The 19405-nt window shown below is 35.9% G+C and carries 16 protein-coding genes and 1 rRNA gene; 10 read left to right on the top strand and 7 right to left on the bottom strand.

Annotated elements, in window-relative coordinates:
- Window positions 1–19: 19 nt before the first annotated feature.
- Together ACFIQC_RS04905 and ACFIQC_RS04910 are read right to left on the bottom strand one after the other, a co-directional pair.
- Entirely contained in the window at window positions 20–328 is a 309-nt protein-coding gene (locus tag ACFIQC_RS04905; protein ID WP_212112790.1) for a type IV secretion system protein VirB3, read from the bottom strand.
- Window positions 329–649 carry a TrbC/VirB2 family protein gene (locus ACFIQC_RS04910; RefSeq protein WP_375610628.1) on the bottom strand — a complete coding sequence of 107 codons (321 nt, stop codon included), beginning with the start codon at window positions 647–649 and terminating at the stop codon, window positions 329–331. It lies immediately after the preceding gene.
- A gap of 398 nt (window positions 650–1047) precedes the next feature.
- Between ACFIQC_RS04910 and ACFIQC_RS04915 the strand changes: the two genes are divergently transcribed.
- Together ACFIQC_RS04915 and ACFIQC_RS04920 are read left to right on the top strand one after the other, a co-directional pair.
- Window positions 1048–1773, top strand: a complete 726-nt coding sequence (locus ACFIQC_RS04915) for a hypothetical protein (protein ID WP_375706814.1) — start codon at window positions 1048–1050, stop codon at window positions 1771–1773.
- Window positions 1774–2855: 1082 nt separating this feature from the next.
- Window positions 2856–3008, top strand: coding sequence for an EexN family lipoprotein (locus ACFIQC_RS04920; RefSeq protein ID WP_375621537.1), 153 nt, complete (start codon window positions 2856–2858; stop codon window positions 3006–3008).
- Between the two features lie 1057 nt (window positions 3009–4065).
- Here ACFIQC_RS04920 and ACFIQC_RS04925 read toward each other — a convergent pair.
- Window positions 4066–4425, bottom strand: a complete 360-nt coding sequence (locus ACFIQC_RS04925; protein WP_375630156.1) for a helix-turn-helix domain-containing protein — start codon at window positions 4423–4425, stop codon at window positions 4066–4068.
- Window positions 4426–5619: 1194 nt separating this feature from the next.
- On the opposite strand from ACFIQC_RS04925, the gene ACFIQC_RS04930 reads away from it, so the two are divergent.
- Together ACFIQC_RS04930 and ACFIQC_RS04935 are read left to right on the top strand one after the other, a co-directional pair.
- Complete coding sequence (locus ACFIQC_RS04930; RefSeq protein ID WP_375630157.1) at window positions 5620–6465, top strand: TIGR01459 family HAD-type hydrolase; 846 nt, start codon at window positions 5620–5622, stop codon at window positions 6463–6465.
- Window positions 6465–7466 (top strand): bifunctional riboflavin kinase/FAD synthetase, encoded by a 1002-nt coding sequence (locus ACFIQC_RS04935; RefSeq protein WP_375621540.1) that lies wholly within the window; start codon window positions 6465–6467, stop codon window positions 7464–7466. Before ACFIQC_RS04930 ends, ACFIQC_RS04935 begins: the two co-directional genes overlap by 1 nt.
- Before the next feature lie 2115 nt (window positions 7467–9581).
- Here ACFIQC_RS04935 and ACFIQC_RS04940 read toward each other — a convergent pair.
- Window positions 9582–9911, bottom strand: a complete 330-nt coding sequence (locus tag ACFIQC_RS04940) for a TIGR01244 family sulfur transferase (protein WP_375613563.1) — start codon at window positions 9909–9911, stop codon at window positions 9582–9584.
- Between the two features lie 997 nt (window positions 9912–10908).
- Between ACFIQC_RS04940 and parA the strand changes: the two genes are divergently transcribed.
- The 5 genes from parA to ACFIQC_RS04965 all read left to right on the top strand — a co-directional run bounded on the left by parA (window position 10909) and on the right by ACFIQC_RS04965 (window position 13694).
- Window positions 10909–11538, top strand: coding sequence for a ParA family partition ATPase (gene parA, locus ACFIQC_RS04945; protein ID WP_375613562.1), 630 nt, complete (start codon window positions 10909–10911; stop codon window positions 11536–11538).
- Window positions 11535–11765, top strand: coding sequence for a plasmid partition protein ParG (locus tag ACFIQC_RS04950; RefSeq protein WP_375613561.1), 231 nt, complete (start codon window positions 11535–11537; stop codon window positions 11763–11765). The genes parA and ACFIQC_RS04950 overlap by 4 nt, the downstream gene beginning before the upstream one ends.
- 1182 nt (window positions 11766–12947) lie before the next feature.
- Window positions 12948–13214, top strand: a complete 267-nt coding sequence (locus ACFIQC_RS04955) for an EexN family lipoprotein (RefSeq protein ID WP_375678462.1) — start codon at window positions 12948–12950, stop codon at window positions 13212–13214.
- 61 nt (window positions 13215–13275) lie between these two features.
- Window positions 13276–13431, top strand: a complete 156-nt coding sequence (locus tag ACFIQC_RS04960) for an EexN family lipoprotein (RefSeq protein WP_375706815.1) — start codon at window positions 13276–13278, stop codon at window positions 13429–13431.
- Window positions 13432–13475: 44 nt separating this feature from the next.
- Window positions 13476–13694, top strand: a complete 219-nt coding sequence (locus tag ACFIQC_RS04965) for an EexN family lipoprotein (protein WP_375706816.1) — start codon at window positions 13476–13478, stop codon at window positions 13692–13694.
- Between the two features lie 3395 nt (window positions 13695–17089).
- On the opposite strand, the gene ACFIQC_RS04970 is transcribed toward ACFIQC_RS04965, so the two are convergent.
- Entirely contained in the window at window positions 17090–17506 is a 417-nt protein-coding gene (locus tag ACFIQC_RS04970) for a hypothetical protein (protein ID WP_375621546.1), read from the bottom strand.
- A gap of 43 nt (window positions 17507–17549) precedes the next feature.
- Between ACFIQC_RS04970 and ACFIQC_RS04975 the strand changes: the two genes are divergently transcribed.
- Entirely contained in the window at window positions 17550–17954 is a 405-nt protein-coding gene (locus ACFIQC_RS04975) for a flagellar protein FlgN (RefSeq protein ID WP_273790974.1), read from the top strand.
- Window positions 17955–18362: 408 nt separating this feature from the next.
- On the opposite strand, the gene rrf is transcribed toward ACFIQC_RS04975, so the two are convergent.
- Window positions 18363–18477 (bottom strand): 5S ribosomal RNA (gene rrf, locus ACFIQC_RS04980).
- Window positions 18478–18762: 285 nt separating this feature from the next.
- Entirely contained in the window at window positions 18763–19107 is a 345-nt protein-coding gene (locus tag ACFIQC_RS04985) for a hypothetical protein (RefSeq protein WP_375630160.1), read from the bottom strand.
- Window positions 19108–19405 lie beyond the last annotated feature (298 nt).

Below are 19405 nucleotides of genomic sequence, written 5' to 3' on the forward strand. Positions count from 1 at the left end.
TTTCACCAATTTCGTTCCTTCAGCTTAGTTCCTTATAGGTGCGGATAAGGCGTAAAGGGGAGGTAGAACCTCCTCCCCATCGGTTGAGGTTTTTTTGTTTTCCTCGGGTATTGAGCCATGCAAACAATACGCGAAATTGATTGTGATCGTACTTTGTCACTTCTCGCAAAATAAAGTGCATCCCAATCCCAAGACCAAACATGGTAAAATCACTGGTCAAAATGAAAAGAATGGATGTCGCCATGACATTGAGCGCCATCGCTTCCATTGTAACACCAGCAAACATGGCCGGGCGCGTACAGGCAAGGAAAAGAGTATCTTCATTCATTTATGTTGTGCCCGCTAATTTACCGACGAGAGTGGGAGCACCAAAAACAATAGCAATCCCCAGAACACAGTAAGCTGCTTTGCGTAAATCAATAAAGCCGTACATCCAACCAATCCCCACAGCAGCAACACATATAATAGCAATGAGTCTTGCCGTTGGACCCGTCATCATTGCGACAATGTTGCCTAAAACACCATCGAGCTTCCCGAAACCACCTCCACCAGCAGTAGAAGCAGCATAAGAAGGATCTGATACAAGCAATGCGGTAAAAAGCAGCATGGTCACGATAAAAATGATGTTTTGGAATCTATTATCTGTCATTTTACCTCTCTTTAACAAATAATATTTGTTCATATGTCGACATTCCATTGCCTCTAACAAACTGGAAAGTGCTGTCATTTGATGACAGTTTAATTCTTCTCGTTTGTTTGTTTTAAAAGCCTTGATCGTGGATCTGTTCACTCTCAAGCTCTTCTTCGTAAAGAGACAGAAGTCTTTTCAAATTGAGATTGTGTTACATGAAAATGGCAATTTTAAGTTGTGTATATTGGTAAAAATAACAATATTAAAATAATGAAAGAAAGAATATCATTCTTTACAAAATGTAGTTAATCTGCAACACTTATATTTGGATTTTTTCTTTAAAAACAAGGGGATTGCTGATCAATAATCTGACATGATAGGAAAAAAACGAATTTTTTGAGCGAGCGTGTTAAGAGATGCTATTTAAATTGATTGTTATTATTTACATTATGGGGGCTACGGTGTGGGGATTAAGCCAATATAAAGATAAAATGGATTTCAGCATTCTTAAAACATTTGAGACGCAAGATATCCAAGATATTGTCGATCTCTATCGAGAAGAAAAAAAGTTGGGTAGATCTATCACCAAACAGCAATTAGAAAAAAATGAACCAGCTCTCGATTTGCAGAAGAGTGTTTCATTAAATGATGTTGCAAATAATGCTGTTGTTTTTCATGGTAAGGCTTCTGTTACAAGTGGGGCTACATTTAAATTACTGACGCCTGCTGCACAATCTTGGCGCTCACATATCTCCCGTGATATTCATCTTTATGGTGTGGACACATGTGCACCCCGTCAAAAAGCAAGATTAAATGATCAAGAATGGCCCTGTGGTGCGGTTACAACGGCTTGGCTTGTCACCAAAACACTTGGGCAGGATTTATCCTGTAAACAGGCTTTGATGCACAATGGTGTTTATTATGCGCAATGTTTTGTTCAAGGGGTTGATTTAGCTGAGGAAGGTCTTAAAGAAGGTATGTTGGTACTCTCAAAAGAGGGGAAAAATCCTATTCCATCCCAGTATCATCATGCGGAAGAAAAAGCACGTGGCAACAAGATTGGTCTTTGGTCGAGTGATTTCACTGAACCTTTAAAATGGCGGCGAGATAATGGATCCTATAACCCCTTTGCTAGTCCATGATTGGTTTTAACGAACATATTTACTTAAATTTTTATAGAGAAAACTTTATCAATAAAATTGTACCAAATCGTAGAGCAAATTTGAATAAACGGTGAGATTATTTTCGTTTAGGAAGTAAATGGATGGTAATTCCCTTTTCAAGGTAGGGTTGCTTTCAAAATCGCTTCTCTATTTTTACTTATGTGTTTTATAAAAGCAGGAAAATGTCATTGTTGGTGGCAAAGCATTTTTGAGTATTTGTGTTTGAAGGAGAAGTGAGGCGATAAAAAACGCTCAAGAAACGGATTTCTAGAGCGGTGTTGATAAAAGTAAAAAATAAACAGACCCAAAAATGGTGTAACGTTTGATATAATGGATAAAATCTTTCACAATGCCTTAAAAGAATTCATAACAAAAGTTTTTTCATCAGAATTTTGTCTTCAGGATTGGATCACGTTTTTTACTTCTTTAAAAGTGATCAATCTGTTGCATTCCTTGAAAAGCTTTCATAATTATCTGCTTTTAAATTCAGACTTCCAAATGATGGATGGATTTCAAATAGACTCTACACGAAGAAATCTTCGTAAAATGATTTGCATTGCTGATTGTTTTCTATATATCACAAAACGTTTCTATTTAGGCCTCGATGGAGGAACAATAATCAACATACAAATAGGTAAAAAGAGCTCATACTTTTTTGTTATGGCTGCATAGTCCATTGATCGTGAGATTTAAGTATTATAATGCTCATAGGCTTTCTATAGGGCTAGGGGCGATGCCTATTGCAATGTAACTATTTGAAATCAGTTGGACAAAAGCATTAATGCGTCTTCTGATTTCGTCATTTGTGTTCAGTTTTTGCCCTTTCCCTTCTTATTGCGTTTTAATGTCAAACTCATACGATAGCTATTGTGAGCTCTTCTTTGCGTTATTTTACTCAGAGTATTCACTTTGAAAGTAAGCAAGTGATAGTGAGGCTGTATTCTCATACAGAAATTCAACCCTCATTTGGGGAGATGATATTAACAGATAAGGTATTTAAAGAGGGATAAAATGAAAAAAAATTATTTTATTATGCATGACTCTATTATTCGTTTTGGGGTGTGAAAAAAAACTATAGCGTAGAAGATTTAAAAAAAGATGCAAAATTAAGAGAAGAATGGGGAACGAAGTGTTTTCTTTCAGGACAATTTGTTAAGGAATCTAAAAACTGTCAAAATGTCTTACAAGCAGATACTGAAATGGTTTTCTCGTAAAGCTTGATGTTACAGACCGTGGTCATGCATCTCAACAGTAAAGTGTGATATAAAAATTCTAAAATAAAGAAGTTACGGCTCAACGAATGCTCGCTTCTTCAATTGTTATAGCGGAATTTTTTTATCATTTTTCATCTTTCAGATGAGCTCCCCAAATCATATTCGCAATCCTATTGTTTGTTTCAACTTTATCAGATTGAGGATTATAATCATGAGAGAACTGGATAGCATTGTCTTATAGAAATATCTCTCAAGGTATCCAAGCTTATTTTGCGACGCTGTTCGTAAAGGGTATAAGGGTAAATCCATTGAGCCCCCCATCTTTACGCTTCATAACGGAGCAAGCCTTGCACCATCACACAGTTTGTCAGCTTGTGGGTGTTGCTTACAGCTCTTGGTAATTGAGACGGTTCGTTTGAGGCATTTTTAATTCTTACTTAATAGTTTTTATCCATACGCCTCTTCCCACTTGTAACCTGCAAGAGATATAGTTTTGGTTGATTCAACATGGAACAAGTCTGAAATGAAAGAATCTTACGATATTCTGGATTCTCATTCAACATGTAAAATAATAAATTGTCTTTATAAATCAATGTTTTGCCTTATGATAGAGTTGGTGTAGCATTGAGATTTTAGAGGGAAAATATGCCTTTAAGACTCTATAACAGATACTAAGTCTTTAATAGCAGGTATATTAAATGTACATCATTTAAAATAAATAGAGCGTCCATAGCGAAAAGGGGGCCACTCTTTAAATACAGATAAATACTTATTCTGTTGTGCTGTAAAACGCTATTGTTTGCGGGTGTGGTGATATAAGACATAAAACTTTATACATGGGGTGTTTTGATAAGAGAGTGTGATGAATATTCAAGGGAGGGCTTGTTTATATAATTTTGTGAAAGGAACCATATGAAATGGGAAGCTGAGAAGGAGCTATTTTTGAAAAGGCGGATCGTTTATCAACCGGTTTGAGGAGGGGGGCATCCTTTTGGGGTGTGGGGAGAAAGACAAGAATAGGGTGTGTAGCACTTTATAGCTATGCTTTTAAAGCGTTTTAATTTTGATCACAAATTAAGTTTAAAATCGCTTTCTGCTTGACAGATGTGAGGACTCTAAAACTTTTTAAAAGCAAATATTCCTCTTTGCTCGAGGCGATTTCATCATAATGGTACGGGGCGTTGTCTTTTTTGATGATATCAGTGTAAAAAAAGGCAAGTGGAACATTCAAAATATCGGAAATTTCCTTTAAACGTTCTGCGCTCACGCGATTTAAGCCTTTTTCATATTTCTGGATTTGTTGAAAAGTGACACCTAAATGATGCCCTAATGTTTTTTGAGACATTTTTAGCACTTTTCGCCTAAAGCGAACTTTTTTGTCTACAAAAAGATCAATATTAAGATTTTGAGCTTGCATTTTCCCCCTCCAGGTGCGAGCGCCCTCGCATTGGTATTCCGGGAGCTTGAAAACACTGAACCCTAGTCAGCATTTTGCTTTTAGTGCTTGGAGCACCTGGACATAGCAAAATCTCCCGGAATTCCGGGATACCCACATAGTGGGTTTATTTTTACGCTAGGGTTTCGGGTTTTCAAGACCCCTTTTGATCGTTGCGTATGCGATCAAAACATTTTTCGATTCATAAAGTAATTTTAGGAGATTGGCAATAAAAATAGTTTTTCTTGAGACGGATAGATTTTTTTAAATAGGAGGTTGTTTGCCTTTCAAAGTTTTAAGGTTTGCTTACTCAACTCATGACATCAGATATGCATTTTACGAAGGTAAAGCTTGGTTTTTAAGCTCAAGTCACCGCTTACGGTGCTGTCCTTAACCAATAATCAAAATGACTTGTTTTGATGCGTCTGAGATATCATGATGATAGGGGAAAGCTTTTATGAGTAAAGAGCCCTCATGCAAAATAAACTCAAAACATTATAGATCTGATTGTTGTATATTCACATGTTTGTTTTGGAAGATATTTCTCAATATTAGCGCCTATTTTACAATGGCGCTTCGTAAAGTATATAGCGTAAAAGCCTCTATGAATGGGATAAAAGCTATATTGCTATCTTTACTGAAAAAAAGATGCTCGGACGACATATACTCTCGGCCAGTTCAAAATATTACGACAGTTTTTGCTTTTGAAAGGGAGCATAAGAGCTATTTTTTCTTTCTTCACGTGTTTTTATCTGTACGCTCTCCGTTTATAATGTGTAAGTCAATAGGTTTTGATTGATTCAATATAAACGGATTTGAAATGAGAAAATATATTGGGCTTTCTCATGATGCATGTTTTTAAGAGGGGGATACGTTTATTTTCTCAGTGAAGAATTTGAGTATTTTAGATAAAAAACTCTATCAACGTCGTTGTTGTTAGAATTAAAATTTTTATGAGAAAAATAGCATTGGGGAATGATAAGCTTTTGCTATCAAGCATTTTAGAATTTTGCACAACTTAATGATAACTTAGTTATTTTATCATTTCTTATGATCTCTATAGACGATAAAAAGTTGGGATATGGTTTGAGAAAGCAGATGACACAAGTATTATCTTTCGGTAAGTATTTTTGAAGTAAAAGACAGCTTTAAATGACAAATAGAGATAGGTGCACCATGAATGAACTTACCCATATTGAGACTATTATAGCGCATTATGATGCTGTTTTTTGTGATGTGTGGGGTGTTGTGCATAACGGTGTACATGCATTTGAACCAGCGTTGAAGGCGTTGTATAAAATCCGACAAATGGGAAAAACTGTCATTTTATTAACCAATTCTCCTCGGCTACGGGAAGATGTTGCTGCTCAATTACAAAGCATGAATGTTCATAGCGACTATTATGATGCCATTATCACTTCAGGGGATGTAACGCGCGATCTCATTCAGACTGCTCCACGTAAAGTTTTTTTCATTGGTTCACAACGTGATTTGGTGCTGTTTGAAGGGTTAGAGTGTGAATTTGTTGAAGAATGGGAGGCTTCTGTTGTCGTCTGTAGCGGTTTTCTTGAAGATTTTGACGAAGAACCCTCTGCTTATGAGGAGATGTTTCGTCGTATACGGTCGCGGAATTTACCTTTTATTTGTGCGAACCCAGATGTGATTGTCCATTATGGAAATAAAGAATTTTGGTGCGCTGGTGCATTGGCTCGTCTTTATCAACAATTAGGGGGGGAAGTGCGCATTGCTGGAAAACCTCACGCGCCTATTTATGAATGTGCCTTTGAAAAACTTCAAAAACTACGGGGAACAGTAGAAAAAAGTCAAGTTTTAGCTATTGGTGATGGTCTTTTAACGGATATTAAGGGGGCGGCTCACTTTGGTCTTGATGCCCTTTATATTATGGGGGGGATTCATCATTATGATTATACGCAAAAGGGTGTGGTTGATAAGCAAGCTTTGCATTCTTTTCTTGAACATCATGGTTATAAACCACAAGCAATCATGTGGGCACTTCAGTAATGACTAATTTTTTGCGTCTTCAGGGAATTCATATGTTTCCCTCGGCTTGGCGGGGAGCAGTGTTGGCACTTGGAAATTTTGATGGTGTTCATTGTGGGCATCAGGTGGTGTTGCAAAAAGCACTTGATTTCGCGCGTATAAAAAAGAAATCATCTGTTGTTTTAACTTTTGAACCCCATCCAAGAAGTTTTTTTCAACATTCAGCTCCTGTCTATCGTTTGACAGAGGCAGCTGAAAAAGCTGAAATTTTTAAAACCCTTGGTTTTGACGGCGTGATTGAACAGCCCTTTGATGCACAGTTTGCCGCTCTTTCAGCGGACGAATTTATTAAGTCGTTTTTAAAGGAAGTTTTTGATGTTTCAGTTGTGGTGACAGGCGAAAATTTTCAATTTGGTCATCAGAAAAGCGGAAATGTACATCTTCTTTGCCAAAGGGGAGAGAAATATGGATTTGAGGTTGTGCAAGTTTCTTGCGTTTCTCGTCCTCAAGAGTCACAATCTTTGATCATTTCCTCGAGTTTTATTCGGCAACTTCTCTCACAAGGGGAAGTGGACAAAGCAGCCCATTTGTTAGGGTATCACTATCGGATACGCTCCAATATTATTCAAGGTGAAAAACTTGGACGTCTTTTGGGATTTCCTACCGCTAATCAAATGTTGCCTCCCCAAGTTCGTTTGGCTCATGGTGTTTATGCGGTACGTTTGCGTCGTGCGAACGGTGTTTTGTATGATGGTGTTGCAAGCTTTGGTTGTCGTCCAACGGTTGTTAAGGATGGGGCGCCCCTTTTGGAAACCTATTTGTTTGACTTTAACGACGACCTTTATGGGGAAAGCTGTACCGTTTCTTTTTTCCAGTTTTTGCGAGGACAAGAAAAATTTGATGGACTTGAACCTTTGATTGCGCAAATGCATCGTGATGAAAAGAAAGCAAAAGAAATTTTAAAGACAGTACAACCATTATCAACGTTGGATAGGCTGCTTACTTTTAAAAATATGTCCTAAACTGATCTGAAAAAGAGAGAAGAGCCGTAAAAATAGCACTTAAAGTGATTATAATCACAAAGATATATTCCAAAACATCGTGGAATATATGTTTTTTCCGTTGTTGAGAGGGAGAATCGAATATCTGAAGATCTGATTTTGGCATCATTTTTTTCAAAGTTAACTTTATGGTTTTTGTTGTCATTCAAAACTTTACTGCTTGTTTCTTTCTGATCCGTTAAAACTCGTCATAAAAGATGCAGTAAAGAATAAGCAACCAGCCTATTTAGCAATAATAGACGTGAAGAGGGAGAAAGGCTGTTTTTAAAATTTCTTGCGATTTTAAGCTTATAGTTTGATAAAATTTAATTGATGACTTTTTTTATTTTAAAAGTTTATTGTTTCTTCTTTCTAATTTTTTTTATTATGTCATTTATGCCGTATCATCGTTTATGATGAGAGTTGGTTCGTGTAACCTTACGCATGTGATATTTTGTATTATGTAATGAATATTTTTAAAAAAGGTTTATTTGTCAAGTCTCGTGAAGAAGATCAGTGGTTAGCAGCAGTTTTTGTGCTAACCAATCACGTAAAAGAGAATGAAGCTGCTGGAAGATGCTTTAAGTCTCCTTTCTCTTGTATATTGTGATGGGGAATGCATATTAAGGAGACTGTGCGATTGATTGCAGATAAAAAGAAATCATTGCAAGAAAGCAGGTGTATTGTTTCAAAATTTCTAATGCTTTTGATGGATAAAGGCACAATTTTGTTGTCGTAACACTTCAATCTTTTAGATTCTCAAGCTAAGAACTATCCATATATCTCTTTTGTCCTTCACAAATGTAAAGCCTATAATGAAAAGGAAAGACAGTCTTGTAAGGATATGAAAACACAAAGCCAATAATGTTTTGTTGTTTTTTGATAGAAATATTGGATAAAAGTTGGGACATTTTTCCAATCTATGTTCGCTCTATTCGTGACTGTATCGTATTGTTTTTCTCATAAAACTTTTGCTTTAGTGTTCCTCAACGCGAGCAGTATGTTTGAGACGAAGATTAAAGCGCTTTAATGCTCTCTCTGCTGTTACAGCTTTTGTATGCTAGATGAGGAGAGCCCTATTGCATTATCCATTTGCGTAATCTCTGAAACCGGTTTACAGCCTTATTGGGGAAAAATATGAAGTTATAAAGGAGAAAATCAGTCCAGATGACAGTCTTTTTTACATTCGGGTTTGCCACTTTCAAAAGGGTCCAGAGCAATATCTCTTAAATCATGAAAATAACAGTTTCAGGTTGTTCTTGTTCTTTGAATAGGATATCACGCCCTACAGGTAAAATAAAATGCTGGAATATCCTTGTGTTGCTAATTTATGCACTTCTTTTAAAGAAATATCTTTCAACGCTTCCCATATTCATTTTCATGATGACATTCATGAATGGTATCTTGAAAGCTTCGTTGAGGGCTATCATCTTTATGCCTAATAAAAGAGCAATCCGACACCATCCGTTATATTGACAAGCCTTTAGTGTTGTACAGTCTAGGCTATTTGAGAGCGCTTATGAGAGTTTTTTCTTAACTCGTTTTATTTCACACGAACACTTCCTGCTTGTGACATGCAAGAAACACGCTTTTGATTGCTTCACTATAAATAGGCTTGAGAGAATCTTACGGTATTAGGATTTATCATTCAACGTGCAAAATAATTAATTGTTATAAATCAATATGTTGTAGTTAACCATAGATTATGGCTTACGGCTTTTTTTATAAAATACTCTGCATGCCTTTTATTCGGAATATGGGGTTTTCTTAGTGGTTTTACTGTCATTTTAGGTGTCTGTGGCGTACGAATGAGTTCGTATTGGTAAAGGAAGAGAAAAAGAAGGTGGAGCAGTGATAAAAAGTGAGGTGAAAATAATTTTCTTTGATCATCATATGAATTTTCATGCATTTTTATGGCTTCGGGTGTGCATGCTTGTTGTATATTGAGGAGCAAAGCTTGCTTGTAGAGTTTTATGAAGTGGCAAGCCAAGGGAAAGGCGCAAGACAAAGATTATTGACAGATTGTTTTTTACAAATCGATGCGTATTTAAGAATTTTCGTCTTTTAAGGTGCGGAGGAAATGTGCGAACCCTCTGTTTAAAGACGCGCTAAACGATAAAGATGCAGCGAGCGTGATCCGTGATGACAATAGGCAAGAAGAGGCAGAGAGGCTGTTTTTAAAATTGTTTGCATGGCTTCAACAGCTGACTTTTCTATAGTTGGAGGAGAAATGGGAATGTGATAGGCTTTTATGCCATATTCATTTGCGACCGTTTTAATGCTAGAAAAGTCAGGTTGATGGAGCTCTTCGTGATCGGGGCGGTTACAGATAATTGTTTTAAAACCAGCTTGTGCCAATGTTTTGATATTTTCTATGCTAATTTGGGCGCTGATAAAAATATCAGGTTCAATTTGTTGTAAATTCATTTTTGTTTATTCCCAATTGCACGATCTTCACGATACCCTCTGGTCTGGTATATAGAAAGAACATAATGAAGGTAAGTTTTTCAGTGGCATCTTAACAAAAATATTCTTTTTGTCGAGAAGATCTATTTGGGAAAAATGAGCTGTAAGATGCAAAATATCTCACTCCGCAACATGTTCGTTATGCGATCTTATGAAAGACGGATGTTTGGTCTTTATGGATAATCTATAGTGTTTACTCAGCATAGACATTTCATTGTGTTGTTTGTTTACGCGTTTGCTAGAGGTACCCTTATTTCTCTTAAGCCCATTTTACTCTGTCGAGCGTCAAAGAGTATAAAATTCATGGATCACCACCCTTTTTACGCTTATGAAGAAGGAAGTCGGTACCATTGTTATATTTGCCAACCTCCAATATTGTAATAGTTCTTGGTACTTGAGATTCTGCATAAGAAGCATTTTAAATCCTTTCTTGTACAGTTTTTACCCACACGCCAGCCCTGCTTGTACGTACAAGAGATATGATTTTGATTAATTTAATATAAGAGGCATGAAATGAGAGAATCTTCCTGATTTCGGCTCTCTCATTCAACGTGCAAAACAATGAATTCTCCTTATAGTTTGTTGTATATTCAGAGTGGAGCTTGTTTGTAGAGTTGCATTAAGTGGATTGCATGAAGGGAGAATCCCAAAAGGCCGGTGCAAAATAAGAAGCTGGATCATTTACAGCGCATTGTTTACAGATCGACATGGATTTAAGAATCTTCGTTTTAGGGTGGGGGGGGAAGAAGAGCATGCCTCTTTTAAATTTATTTTGTTATTTTCAAGAATATCATCTTCATAATGTTTTGCTCATGTTAAAGAATATTATAAAAAATTGCGGGCTATTGTTATTTATCCTGAAAATGGGAGAAATGGTTATTTTGCACGTATTGGATGCTTGTTTCTTTTATTACTTTCAGTATAATCGTAAAAACGATAATACTGAAAGGCGTAATGGATGATCATTGGACTTTTGAATCAAAAGGGAGGTGTCGGAAAAACGACGTTGAGTGTTAATCTTGCTGCCAGTTTTGCACGTACTGGTACACGGGTATTGCTTATTGATGTTGACCCACAGGGAAGCGCATTGGATTGGGCTGCTGTACGTGAAGATGCTCCTTTGTTTTCAGTTATTGGTTTACCGCGTGCAACGGTTCACAAAGAGATTACACAGATTGGTCATGGTTATGATCATATTATTATCGATGGTCCTCCGCGTGTGACGGATCTTGCTCGTAGTGCTCTTATGGCTTCGGATTTGGTGCTTATCCCTGTTTTGCCTAGTCCCTATGATATTTGGGCAGCGGATGGAATTGTAAAGCTGATTGATGAAGCACGCGTTTATAAAGAGAATCTCAAATCTGCTTTTGTTATTAATCGTAAAATCGTCAATACAGCGATAGGGCGCGATGTGAACGAAGCTCTTGGCATATACCCTGTGCATGTTCTTTCTTCTAGTGTTGCGCAGCGCGTGATTTTTGCAGAAGCAGCAGCACAGGGGAAGGCCGTTTATGAAGTTGATAAGCAAGGACCCGCAGCGGCAGAGATTGAAGCGGTTGCAGCGGAAATCAAGGAGTTAGCACGATGAGTAAAAAAATTAAAATTGGCACAAAACCAACCAATAAATCAATTCCTTTAACAGCGGATGCATGGATAGGAAGCCACAAAGGGAGCATGAGTGGAGGTATGAAGCGCCTCACGATTGATATACCAGAAAGTTTGCATCGGTTGATTAAGGTCAGTTGTGCAAGTCGTGGAACTAAAATAGCTGATGAGGTCCGCGAATTGCTTTCACAAAAATACGGAAAAGTGTAAAAAATGATACGATAATTTCATTGGTTTGAGTGCTTTTTCTAGAGATGACATCGATTGTTTTTATACGAAGTTAATAATAAAAGTGCTCTTCTTTTTTCACGATGGTTGCTTCATTCAAGTTGTTTTTCATAAGGTTCTGTATCATCGCATGAAAGAGCTATGAGTTTGCGAAAAATTCTCCGTTTCAAACTTTTCCCTATAAATGTGATAATCATCATACTACTTGTGATCTTATCCGCTAGATGAGTAGATAAGTTTATTCTTCCATAAAAATTATCTTGATAATGATTTTAACATCAGGTTATTTTTGTTTATTGTACTTAATACATGCGTCAATAATGTAATTAAGAGTAGCGTTGATTATTTTTTTCTGTTATTCAGCAATCCGTTTTATTAAATTATATTCATGTTTATAAAGGGGGGGATAAAAATAAGTAAAATTTACTGATATTGACGCGCTATAATTTTTCCTAATAAACAAAAGAAGTCATTGAGCATATTATAGACAATATTTCTTACATTTATATGATTTTATAGTCTTAAATAGTTAATGCCAGCTGTAATGGTACGCAAGGCAATAGGCTTTTTTCTTCAATTGGAATGTATAAGATTGCTTTTTTAGCATTTCTATTGGCTTTTAAAAAGTGCAGGGGGACTTAAAGCTTTCTTTCTTTTCCGGTGGTTTAGAAATGATAAGAGCGCAATTAGTTGACTAAAAGCTGTATTCTTTCGTTTGCAGAGAATTTGCAATGGGTATAGGCATGACGAATTTGGGGTAAGATATCGTGCTGCTTCTCGTTACCAAGAGGTTCTTGAAGGAAAAGAAATGATTAAAAAGCTTTTTGAGAATGTCAAGATATCAGAATTTTTGCTGAAGTTTTAACACTTCAAATACAAAGAGCTGCCGTGCAGATAATGTTACAAATGCAAGTCTGATAAATGAAAGGCAGTTTTCATGATTTAACATGTTTGCGTTGGAAGTGTACGTATTTGCAAAGGAAAGTAGACGCAAGGTCACAATATAGGAGGGGATGTGAACCCAAAGATATTGTTAATAAAATATTCGCGTACAGAAGTGGATTTTAAAATTTTTGAAAATGCACAATGAACCGAATGTACAATTTTAATCGGGTGCTAAATTGTGTCCTAAACTTTGTAAATTTGAAAAAGGGGAATTTATTGATGAATAAAGCCATTATTATAGCATTGCTGGTTTGTACTGGACTTTTCGTTGCTGGTTGCGAAAAAACTTACAGCGTAGCGGAATTTAAGAAAGATCCCAAATTACTCAATCAGTGGTTAGAGAAATGTTTTATTGCAGGAAGTTTTGATTCAAAAAATTGTAAAAACGCAGAACAAGCTGAATTAGAAACTCGTAAAAAATGGGGAATTTTTGGCTCTGGAAAGGACGACCAAGAAAAAACTGAAGATAAAAAGGAAGGGAATTAAATTATGAATAAAGTCATTATTACAGCATTGCTGCTTTGTACTGGACTTGCTGTTACTGGTTGTGAAAAAAACTTATAGTGTAAAAGAATTTAAAACAAATGAAAAATTATACGAGGAATGGGCAAAGAAATGTGAGAACGATGATTCACCGCTCAAATCCTCTCAAAATTGTAAAAACCTTCGACAAGCATATGTAGAACTTTTTTTAAGGCCCTAAATTGTGTCCTAAACTTTGTAAATTTGAAAAAGGGGAATTTATTGATGAATAAAGCCATTATTACAGCATTGCTGGTTTGTACTGGACTTGTCGTTGCTGGTTGCGAAAAAAACTACAGCGTAGCGGAATTTAAGAAAGATAAAATATTACTTGAAGAGTGGGCAAAAAAATGTGAAAAGCTGGATCAATCTTCTATGGAGAAATCTAAAAATTGCCAACATGCCAGACAAGCATATATGGAACTTATGTTTGGCATTAATTAAAAACATACAGTTCAATAAATAAGGAATTGTTTAGTTCTTGATTCTATTGCGTTTTTAGGCTCTCTCTAACTTTTAGAGAGTCTTTTTATGGCTTCAAGAATTAGTTGTTTACGATCAGTACTCTTTGTGTAAACGTATGCTATACTGTCATTTGTTCAGCCCAAAAGTGCTTTTAATTGTAGATAGTATTGCCTCCCAATGAGTTGTTACGTGTTACTGCTAATTTTTTAATGTTTTGGTTACATGTATTTAAAATATGAGATTAAATCTATCTTTGGGGTGTTTTTTTGCCTTTATCACAAATAAATGTTTCATCACACTAAGATCGTCTTTAAGTGTTGCGGCTAATTTCGGAAAAATTGGGAGGAAACATTTGTTTGGAAATTACTTTTCTCTGTTTTAATAAAGAGAAAAACATTCTGAATGTAATTATTATCGTTTCATACTCAAATGTTTTTCTCAAACTATTTTAAAAAATTGCTTTTGATTTGAGAATATTATAACATTAGTTAAGTTGTGAGGCAGTTTTGCTAGGACGGTTTTGCCGGATTTGTGAGGAATTGAGCGCCTTCCACACCTTTTTATTTTTCTCCTCTCTTTTCTGAGTTTACAAGGGTTTTCCTTGTTATTTTTTTATCTTAATTGTGTTGTGATATTATCATGTTGAGCGGTGGAGCGCATATAAAACTTTACGTATGAGGTGTTTTTTGTTCTCGAGTGTGTGATGAATGTTTTTCTGAATAACATTTTGATTTATAAAAATAATTTAATTATTTTATGTTGAATAAGGATCTCGAATAACGTAAGCTTCTCTTATTCCAAATCTGTTCTCGGTTGAATTAATTAAAACCATCTTCTTGCATGGTACAAGCGGGGAGAGCCGTGTGGATAAAAACTGTTGAAGAAAGACGTAAAAATGCCTCTTATGAATTATCTCAAGTGCTAAAGGTTTGTTGGCAACATTTGGGGCTGAAAAAGTGTGTGATGCTGCTGGTTTATTCTTTCATAAGGGTAAAGATGGTGTTCAATAGATTTATCATAAGCTTCATGAAATATTATTCTTTAGAGTTGTGATATGCCCTGAAGGGGGGAACTTACTCAATAAGGAGACAAATTATTTACAGATCGGATCTGATAGAAAATTTCGTTTTTTAAGCTGGGAGTGAAGTTGAGATTCAAGATAGCGTGAAAAGACGGACACTGATGGCTAAAAATGCATATAAAAAGCAGAGTTTATACTCAAATAGTTGCAAGCCATGTTTGAAATTAGGTGTGTGGTTTATCTGTAGAATTAAAATTCTGCTTTGCTCTTATGTGAAATTAAGATGCTCATTTGCACAGATTATAAAAAGCCAAGAGAGTATGCTTAGTATATTTCTATTACGAGAACTAAAATAACAACAAAAGTATTGATGGTGATAATCAAGGTTGAATAAAGCATAGCGGCTTTTACGAGATCAGCCATAAAAACCTCTTTCTGTTCTTTTTGAGGTGATTTTATGAATAACAATATGTTACAATCTGTAATATATGCTGATACAACATATTCGGCAAGCTTAAAATCGTTCCTTTTTTTATAAAAGCTTAAGGAGTTGGAGTATTGTGAATCCTAAAAAAGAAAGCTTTAAAAAGACTATTGATTGATTTTGTAAGTTTTGTGTTGCTGGAAACTTTTTTATCCTGTTATGCTATAAAGCACTGTCATTTATAACGGTAATATAAGACATATAAGTTTTCTTGGAACGTTTAAGTATTTTTTAGTGTACGATGAATATTCGTAGGTTTATTTGTTGAGCTTTTCGTTTAAGTGAATCAGATGAGGGGAAAGTTAGGAGAAGATCGTTTGACAAAAATTCGGACTGCGTACAGAGCCGATTGAGTTAAGATCTTAGTCCTTTAAGGTGAGCGGCGGAAGATAAAAATGTTTTCTGATCGTTTATCTCATAGCAAGATTGGTTAATGCTGCTCTAATGGGGCATGTTTTGCACAAAAGTAAAGAACGCTCCAAAAGAAATATACTTATGTTGTATATTAGTATATTTGTATTGCATATTTATGTACTTGTTTTAAAGAAATATCTCTTAACGCACACGAAAGACATTTTACGATGACATTCGTAAATGGTATAACGGTAAATGTGAATAGTATAACAGTAAAGCTCTCATGAAATAATATAAACTTTGAATAATATAAAAATCTATAAAATGCTATCATCTTTATACTTATGAAAGAGCAAGTCACAATCATCGTACGCTTGCTTCCAATGTTTATTATAGTTCTTGGCATTTGCTAAGGTTCATAAGAAGTCTTTTTCTTTCAGCGTATTTTATCAACACATCAGGGCGTTGTTTGTGATGTGCAAGCAAGTGATTTTAATTTATTCAACATGGAATAGATTTGAAATGTGATGATTATGAAAGAGAAGAGCTGCATTTAAAAGGTTGAAAACGAGAGAAAGATCGTAAACAAAAATTGTACCTTGATTATAAAATGATTGTTTCTCTGTTTTTATACCAGTAGCGCATGTAAAGTCGCGATATTAAGAGCAAACTGTGTTATGGAATGAAATAATCTGTAAGAAGATGCTGTGAAAATTCTGAAAATATCAATGGGGGGAGCGTTAAGCATTATGCATTGGATAATATTTTGATTTATAGATGATAATCTATCGTTATTCAACTTGAATTAGATCCCTTAATACTGGAAAATTTTTCATTCCAAATCTGTTTCGTGGTGAATTAACCAAAACAATGTCTTTTGCAGTTACAAGCAGGGAGCTCCCATGCGCAGAGAAATTGTATAAGAAAGGCCATGCTTTATGAACCGTCTCAAGTGCCAAGGGTATCAGAACATAGGGGGTTAGAAAAATATGTGATGGTGCTGGCTTGCTTCTTTTATTAAGCGTAAAGATGGAAAGTGCTCAATGGATTTTATACATGTCATGGAAGATTTATCATTATACCATTGATGGGCCGCGGTGCGAAATAGGCTTGGGTGTACTTAAGAGATATTTCTTTAAAACAAGCGCGTGAATATGCGATTGAAGACGTATCGAACTGATTGGCTAAGAAACTCTTGAAAAGGTTCAAAAAATCTTATATAGTCATTCATTGCAAAGAAAAGCGAATGATAATTTAAAAAAGGAAGATTGATGGCTGTTTAGCTATTTGAAGGTGTCTTTTTTTATATTGCTGTATGGCTGATCTGTTCAAAAGAACATTCTTTTTGTGTTTTATGCGAAATACTGCATGTGTGCAGAAAGAGCATGGGAGAGGGGGTGTCCTTTTGATTGGGTGCAAACTGATCTTGTCGGGCGCCATCTTATGGGGTGCTGGAAGGTATACAAGTTTAAGTGCAGAGAGAGCCATAAGGTTATGGAGGGTAAAGTGCTTCTATCAGTAAAATGCTGAAATTTTTAATGGGCTTACGTCTTTATATGCTGCAAGATAGGCTGCGGTTTTTTGTCGGCAGATATTTTTTGTGGCTGAAGTTGTCGTGAAAGCGTTGTTATTTTCTGTTGAAGATGAGCTCGTGATAAAATCGGCAAAGATAAAATCGGCAAGGCGAAATAGACAGAGCAAATATGGAAATTTCGATATTGCTGTAAGGTTTAAGTCTATAGCGTTTTTATGGATTAGTATAGCCGCAATGATGGTTTTGGAGCAAAGCAAGAAAAATATTTGAGAGAACGCGTTGAAAGTTGAAGTGGTATACGCTTTGAAGGATTGTCGTGCTGTTGTTTGAGCAATGTTTGCACCACGAGCTTGGTTGAGTGTATCAGCATTGAAGAGAACCTGTTTAGTCTCCCTCATTTGTAAAGTAAGATTGAACAATAGTGTTGAAGGGGAAGTAAAAATGTCTGTAGTGCAATATGGTGATGATAGTTTTGCGGCAAAAGCAAAAGTTCTTGATAACAACCTTATTGATCGTGATTGGGCGATGACAAAATTTGTTGCTGCTGTTAAAGGATTAGCTCAAGTTGTTGATTATGAAAGCAATATGCTAGAGAGCAGTGGTGTTCCAGATTACGAAGAAATAAATTTGCGTAAAATACGTGGTTTGCGTGATCTTAATAAATCCATGAGTGATGTGAAGCGCTATATGAATCAAGATATTGAGCATGAGGTTGAAAGTTTGTTGTCTGATTTACAAGAAAAATTACAGCGTAATAGTGAATTACTTCAAACACATTTAAATGCAGTTAATGATCTTTCTAGAGCTATACAGCTATCTGGACGTGCAAAAGAAATAGAGGAATAAATTCAAATCTGATTAATACGGGCTGTTCTAAGTCATGACAATGATTAGGTAGGGCAGTTGATTTGGATAAATAGTGCGTTTAGTGAGTAGACTTGTTTTAAGTGCATTTGGATATTTAAATTATTATCCTGATGTACTGTAAAACGCTGTTCTTAAAACAATGTCTTTTAAGGTGTCGTGATGTGAACCGCATGCGGTGAGAAGCTGGCTAGAAGAGAATTCAGAGAAGGCGGATTATTTACAGAGAATTGTTTGCAGACTGAGTTAATAGGGAGCTTCATTTTTTAGTTTAGGGAGAGGCGCGATCAAGAGAATATTTAGACCAGCCTGTGATGCCTTAAAAACAGCTTCCTTGGGGGTGTGGTAATGTAAGGTTTATACATTGAGTCTTTTGCTTGCATTTAGCAGATCTGGCGGCGACTTACTCTTCCGTGCCTTAAGGCAAAGTACTATCAGCGCTGGAGTGTTTCACGGCCGAGTTCGGGATGGGATCTGGTGCGTTCACTCCGCCATAACCACCAAGTCAGCAAAAAGCATGAATGATGAAGAGTATGTGATGAATATTGCCTATAAGCTTCATGGAATATTGTCCTTTAAAGTGTGGTGATATGACGCGGTTCGTTGTTTAAATCTATAGGCTTGAGATAAAAATTAAAGCGGTTTATTATTTTCTTCTGCTGTTTTTAGTTTTTGTATGTCAGATTGGAGAGAGCATCCAGATCTGAGTGGATGTAGTGCGTATATCTTTGTTGGCGTAATATTTGAAATGGGGAGGCAATCTCATTGGGAAAGAATAAAGAGGTAGAAATCAGCTTCCCTCTGTTCCGCCGTTCTTTAATTTAGCTTTATGTCTTTCAAAAGTATCTAAAGCACTATCTGTTAAATAATGAAGATTCCGCATTGTTTCACGCTTTTTTTTATTGTGTTTTTTACTGCGGGCATGTCCTTCATGCACGACAAAATACTCAAAATAGAATGGATTTGTTATTCCTAATTCACGGCCTTGTTTTAAAGAGATATCTAAGCTCTCAAGTCTATTTCGTGATGGTGTTTGTGGGGCGGCGCAACGACATCTTTGATGCAACGGTGCTTGTGAATGGTATAATAAGAAAGTTCCCGTGGAAATAATATAAAATCTATAGGGCGCGACCATCTTTATGCTTAATAAAAGAGCAAGTTGATATTGTTATATTTTTCAACACTGTCATATTCTTTGTTTGATCCCAATGTTGCTACAGCCCTTGGCACTTGAGATAGTTCATTAGAGGCATTTTTAATCCTTTCTTAATAGTTTTTTATCCCTATGGCTCTTCCCCCTTGTCACTTGTAAGAGATATGGTTTTTGTTGATTCAACATGGAACAGGTCTAAAATGAAAGAATCTGACGATATTCTGGATTCTCATTTAACATGGAAAACAATTAATTGTCTTTATAAATCAATATCTTGTCT

It is taken from the genome of Bartonella sp. AA126HLJHH, from assembly GCF_042197425.1.
Classification (GTDB): Bacteria; Pseudomonadota; Alphaproteobacteria; order Rhizobiales; family Rhizobiaceae; genus Bartonella.